We start from the raw sequence: 4,624 nt of genomic DNA on the forward strand, positions 1-4,624 counted from the left end.
CGCGCACCACGGCCTCAAGGACGTCGTCGCGACCATCCTCGTGGACCTGCGCGCCTGGGACACGATGGGCGAGTCCGCCGTCCTCGCCGCCGCCGCGATCGGCGTCACGAGCCTCATCTACCTGCACCGCCGCACCGAGAGCGACGACCTCCTGGCCGCCGGACCGCGCGGCGGGGCGCCGACGCCCGTGCACACGACGGGCGCGAGCCCCGGCACGCGCGAGCCCTCCGGCGCGACCCGCTGGACCGCCTGGACCCTCCCGCACCACGATCTCGCCGGGCTCCCCGAGGGCGACGAGACCGCGCCCGAGCGCACCTGGCTCGCGGCCGGGAAGACCCTCGCGCCCGAGCACCGCTCCGTCATCTTCGAGGTCGTCGCCCGGCTCGTCTACCACCCGATCCTCGTGCTCTCGGTCTACCTGCTCTTCTGCGCCGAGAACATGCCGGGCGGCGGCTTCGTCGCGGGACTCGTCGCCGGGGTCGCCTTCATCATCCGCTACCTCGCCGGCGGCCGCTTCGAGCTGGCCGCCGCCGCGCCCTTCGGGCCCGGGCTCCTCACCGGGCTCGGCCTGTTCGTCTCCACCGGCGTCGCGCTCGGCGGCCTCGCCGGGGGCACCGTCCTGCACGGCTGGACCTGGCACGGCCACTGGCCCGTCTTCGGCGAGGTCCACCTCTCCACCGCCGTCCTCTTCGACTGCGGCGTCTACCTCCTCGTCCTCGGCGTCGTCCTCGACCTCGTCCGCGCGCTCGGAGCCAAGATCGACCGGCAGATCGAACGCCTCGCGGCCCTGCGCGCCGCCCGGCGGGAAGGGGGTGCCCGGTGACGCTGAGCCTCGCCGTGCTCGTCTCCGCCGTCGTGCTCTGCGCCGTCGGCGGCGCCCTCGTGCTGACCCGTTCCCTCACCCGCATCCTGCTCGGCACCGTCGTCCTCGGCAACGGCGTGAACCTCCTCGTCCTCGCCTCCACCGGCTCGGCCGCCGAACCCCCGCTCCTGTACCCGCGGATCATCCGCAACCGCGTCACGGACCCCCTCCCGCAGGCCGTCGCCCTCACCGCCATCGTCATCGCCCTCGCCACCACCGCCTTCCTCCTCGCCCTCGCCTACCGCACCCACCAGGTCACGGGCTCCGACGAACTGAGCGACGACACCGAGGACCGCCTCGTCGCCCTGCGCGCCGAAGTCCTCGACGAGCGCAGCGCCCTGCGCGCCCGCTACCGCGAGATCCGCGCCACGCGCGGCCACTCCCCGCGCGCCCGCGCCCGCTACCGAGCCGAGCGCAGGGAACTCCGCGCCCGCCTGCGCGCCGACCGCGCCTACCAGGCCCGCGCCCGCGACGCCTCCGGTGACCTGTGGAACGACATCCTCGGCGCGGACCCCGGGGACTACCCGGACCCGGAGGACGGCGGCGGTACGGATGCCGGGGGCGGCGGTACGGGTGCCGGGCGCCCCGACGCGGAAGGCCGCACCCGTCCCCGTGCGGCCGAGGAGACCGGCACCTCCCGGGACCCCCGTACCACCGAAGACCCCTCCGCCGCCCATGGCCCCTCCGCCGCCGAGGACCCCGGTCCCGCCAACGACCCCGGACAGGAAGGCGAAGAGCCCCGGTGAACTCCCTCGTCCCGCTCCCCGTCGTCCTCCCGCTCCTCGTCACCGGGCTCAAGCTCGCCATCGGGGCCCGCCTGCACCGCTTCCAGCGGCTCATCAGCGTCGCCGTGCTCACCGCCGTCCTCGTGCTCTCCGTCCTCCTCCTGATCCGGGCCGACCGCGACGGCCCGCTCGTCGTCCACCTCGGGGACTTCGCGCCGCCGCTCGGCGTCACGCTCGTCGCGGACCGCCTCGCCGGGCTCATGCTCACCGTCTCCTCCGCCGTCACCCTCCTCGTCCTGCTCTACTCGCTCGGGCAGGGCATGGCCGACCGCGACGACGAGAGCCCGCTCGGCGTCTTCCACCCCGCCTACCTCGTCCTCGTCGCCGGGGTCTCCTGCACCTTCCTCGCCGGGGACCTCGTCAATCTCTACGTCGGCTTCGAGATCATGCTCGTCGCGAGCTACGTCCTGCTCACGATCGGCGGCACCGAGCCCCGCGTGCGCGCGGGCGCCACCTACGTGGTCATCTCGCTCTTCTCCTCGATGCTCTTCCTCGTCGCGATCGCCATGACCTACGCGGCCTGCGGGACCGTCAACCTCGGCCAGCTCGCCGTCCGCCTCCAGGAGATCCCGCTCGGCGCGCGCACGCTCCTCGAAGCGATGCTCCTGACCGTCTTCTCGATCAAGGCCGCCGTCTTCCCGCTCGCCGCCTGGCTCCCCGACTCCTATCCGACGACCCCCGCGCCCGTCACCGCCGTCTTCGCCGGGCTGCTCACCAAGGTCGGCGTCTACTCGATGCTGCGCACCGAGACGCTGCTCTTCCCCGGGCATCGCCTCGGCGACCTGCTGCTCCTCGCCGCGCTCGCCTCGATGATCGTCGGCATCCTCGGCGCCGTCGCCCAGACCGACCTCAAACGCGTCCTGTCCTTCACCCTCATCAGCCACATCGGCTACATGGTCTTCGGGATCGGCCTCGCGAGCCGGGCCGGGCTCGGCGGCGCGATCGTCTACGTCGTCCACCACATCACCGTGCAGACGACCCTCTTCCTCGTCGCCGGGCTCATCGAGCGGCGCGGCGGCACCACCGAGCTGACCCGCCTCGGCGGACTCGCCCGCGGCGCCCCGCTCCTCGCCGTCCTCTTCTTCGTCCCCGCGATGAACCTCGCGGGCATCCCGCCGCTCTCCGGCTTCCTCGGCAAGCTCGAACTCCTGCGCGCGGGCGCCCAGTCGGGCGGCGGCTGGGCGTGGACCCTGGTGGCGGGCTCCGCCGCGACGAGCCTGCTGACGCTTTACGTCATGGCGAAGGTGTGGAACCTCGCGTTCTGGCGCGCGGCCCCGCCGGGGCAGCTCGCGGAGGGCGCTGTCCTGGAGGAGAGCGAGCGGGACGAGGAGGGCGACGACGAGTCCACCCGCCCCGAACCCGCCGGGCGCGCCGTGCCCGCGACCCTCTCGGGCCGGGCCGTCACCAAGACCACGAGCAGACTGCCGCTCACCATGACCCTCGCCACGGCCGCCGCCGTCGCGCTCGGCCTCTCGTACACGGTCCTCGGCGGCCCGCTCACCTCCCTCACCGACCGCTCCGTGGGCGAACTCCTCGCCCGCACCCCCTACATCGAGGCGGTGCTGCACCAGTGAGCATCCTCTTCCGGGGCAGAAGACGCTCCCCCTACAGCTGGACCCTGGGCGGCGGTACGAGCAGACGGGTCCTCGACCTGCCGCTCATCGCCTGGCTGACCGTCATCTGGGTCCTGCTGTGGGGCACCCTGTCGTGGGGCAACGTCGTGGCCGGGCTCGTCGTCGGCGTCGTCCTGTGCCTCCTCTTCCCGCTGCCCGCCGTGGACCTCGGGCTGCGCCTGCGCCCGCTCGGCATCGTCCATCTCGTGCTCTACCTGCTGTGGGACATGGCGGTCTCCAGCATCCGGGTCACGTGCATGATCCTCACCCCGGGCCCGTACCCGGCCGCCGTCGTGGCGGTGCCGCTGCGCTGCCGCAGCGACCTCATGCTCACCGCGACGGCCGTCGCCGTCTCCGCGGTCCCCGGGGGTTCCGTCATCGAGGTGCGGCAGGCCACGGCGACGCTCTTCCTGCACGTGCTCGACGCCGACGACCCGCGGCAGACCGAGCGCGCCCGCCGTTCGGTGTGGCACACCGAACGGCTCACCGCGCGGGCCTTCGGCACCGCGGACGACGTGCGCCGCGTCGCGGCCCCGCCCCCGGGGGAGGAGAGGTGAGCGCGCTGGACACGCTGGAGAAGGACCTGATCCTCGCGGCCGGGGCGATGGTCGCGCTCGCGGGCGCCCTGCTGCTCGTCCGGATCTGGCGCGGCCCCTCGATGCTCGACCGGGCCGTCGCGCTCGACGTGGTCGCGGCGCTCATCACCGCCGGGATCGGCGTCAAATCCGCCTGGGACCGCGACCCGTTCTACTTCCCCGTGATGCTGGTCCTCGCCTTCCTGGGCTTCACGGGCTCCGTCGGCATCGCCCGCTTCATCGCCGTACGCGACCGCCCACGCCCCGCGCCCCCCAAGGGAGACCGACGATGAGCGCGCGCCCCGCACCGCCCCGGGCAGGCCGCCGATGAGCGCCTGGTCCCGCTCCGCCGACCTCGCCGGGGCGGTGCTCCTCCTGCTCGGCTGCCTCCAGTGCCTCCTGGGCGTCCTCGGGATGCTGCTGCTGCCCGACGTCCTCGCGCGCAGCCACTCCGCGACCAAGCCCCAGACGCTCGGCCTGCTCCTGGTCGTCGCCGGCGTCGCGCTGCGGCTGCGCAACGGCATCGACAACGGCACCCTCCTGCTCGTCGTCTTCTTCCAGTTCCTCACGGCCCCCGTCGCGTCCCACCTCGTCGCCCGCTCGGCCTACCGCACCCGCCAGCTCGTCGTCCACGACCTCGTCCGCGACGACCTCGACCCGCAGCTGAGCCCGGGGGACGAGAACGGGAACGAGGACGAGGACGGGCGCGGGCGACGGCCTTCCGGCACGGGGGGAGGGGGACGCGCCGGGGCCGTAGCCGCTGTCCGCACCGCCCGCCCGCGCCTCGCG

Annotated in this window: 6 protein-coding genes; all 6 read left to right on the top strand. The window is 74.1% G+C overall.

Annotated features, from left to right (window positions below; all coding sequences use genetic code 11):
• On the top strand, positions 1-823 hold an 823-nt coding region (gene mbhE, locus SSBG_RS28135), incomplete at its 5' end, for a hydrogen gas-evolving membrane-bound hydrogenase subunit E (protein WP_324603591.1).
• Complete coding sequence (locus tag SSBG_RS28140; RefSeq protein WP_037870811.1) at positions 820-1,608, top strand: Na(+)/H(+) antiporter subunit C; 789 nt, start codon at positions 820-822, stop codon at positions 1,606-1,608. The genes mbhE and SSBG_RS28140, both read left to right, overlap by 4 nt.
• Complete coding sequence (locus SSBG_RS28145) at positions 1,605-3,221, top strand: Na+/H+ antiporter subunit D (RefSeq protein ID WP_008749439.1); 1,617 nt, start codon at positions 1,605-1,607, stop codon at positions 3,219-3,221. Before SSBG_RS28140 ends, SSBG_RS28145 begins: the two co-directional genes overlap by 4 nt.
• Complete coding sequence (locus SSBG_RS28150; protein ID WP_008749440.1) at positions 3,218-3,817, top strand: Na+/H+ antiporter subunit E; 600 nt, start codon at positions 3,218-3,220, stop codon at positions 3,815-3,817. Before SSBG_RS28145 ends, SSBG_RS28150 begins: the two co-directional genes overlap by 4 nt.
• Positions 3,814-4,128 carry a monovalent cation/H+ antiporter complex subunit F gene (locus tag SSBG_RS28155; RefSeq protein ID WP_008749441.1) on the top strand — a complete coding sequence of 105 codons (315 nt, stop codon included), beginning with the start codon at positions 3,814-3,816 and terminating at the stop codon, positions 4,126-4,128. The genes SSBG_RS28150 and SSBG_RS28155 overlap by 4 nt, the downstream gene beginning before the upstream one ends.
• Positions 4,129-4,162: 34 nt before the next feature.
• On the top strand, positions 4,163-4,624 hold a 462-nt coding region (mnhG, locus tag SSBG_RS28160; protein ID WP_420790331.1), incomplete at its 3' end, for a monovalent cation/H(+) antiporter subunit G.

It is taken from the genome of Streptomyces sp. SPB074, assembly GCF_000154905.1.
Lineage (GTDB): Bacteria > Actinomycetota > Actinomycetes > Streptomycetales > Streptomycetaceae > Streptomyces.